Annotated in this window: 1 protein-coding gene; it reads left to right on the top strand. The window is 32.6% G+C overall.

The genetic code is table 11. The features are described 5' to 3' along the window. On the top strand, nt 1–752 hold a 752-nt coding region (locus RCF13_RS02930), incomplete at both ends, for a hypothetical protein (RefSeq protein WP_308140837.1).

Below are 752 nucleotides of genomic sequence, written 5' to 3'. Positions count from 1 at the left end.
CGCATAGAGGAACAGAAAGAATTTGAAAAAGTACGTAAAAATGAAGAAAGTTCTTTTATGCAAAATGTACCCAATTATATAGACTTAATTTCTCCAGAGGGAATTGCGATAAAGGCAGAGGATTACGGTAAGATTAAGCAATCTTTAGGTACGGAAACATATTTTAGACCAATGTATATACCTCGTGATGGCTACCCTCGTAAATTAAAGACAAACTGGATAAACAATATATTATCGATGGGAGAAATAGATGTAGTTTTTGACATTCATAAGGTTAAGAAGAATGAAGCCATACGTCTATTACAACGTCAAGAAACTACTTTTAGGTCCAATTTATCTTGGCAACAGAAGAAAGGGAACATTGATCAAATAAGTGACTTACAGACAAAAATTGCTGACTGTAATGCTTTAATGGAAGAAATTCAATTTAATGAAAATGATATGTATAACGTAAGTTCCCACGTGGTCCTGTACGAGACATCTAAGAATGGCTTAGACAAGTCTTCAGAGTTTTTAGAAGATGCATTATCAGCTTTATCAATAAAATTAACAACTGCATATTCTCGAATTAAAAAAGGTTATTTAAGTGCATTGCCATTTGGACAAAATCATTTAAGAGATGCAACACGTAATATTGATCGTAGAGCTTTATCAACATTCTCCCCATTTATATCAGGTTCTGGTAGATATCATGGCGGTATTCCATATGGCATAAATAGAATTACTGGTCAAAAAGAATTTATAAATTCTTT

It is taken from the genome of Stenotrophomonas maltophilia group sp. RNC7 (assembly GCF_030910085.1).
In the GTDB taxonomy this organism is placed as follows: domain Bacteria; phylum Pseudomonadota; class Gammaproteobacteria; order Xanthomonadales; family Xanthomonadaceae; genus Stenotrophomonas; species Stenotrophomonas sepilia.
The sequence above is the reverse complement of the archived record's forward strand: the minus strand, read 5'-3'. Positions and strand labels throughout refer to the sequence as shown.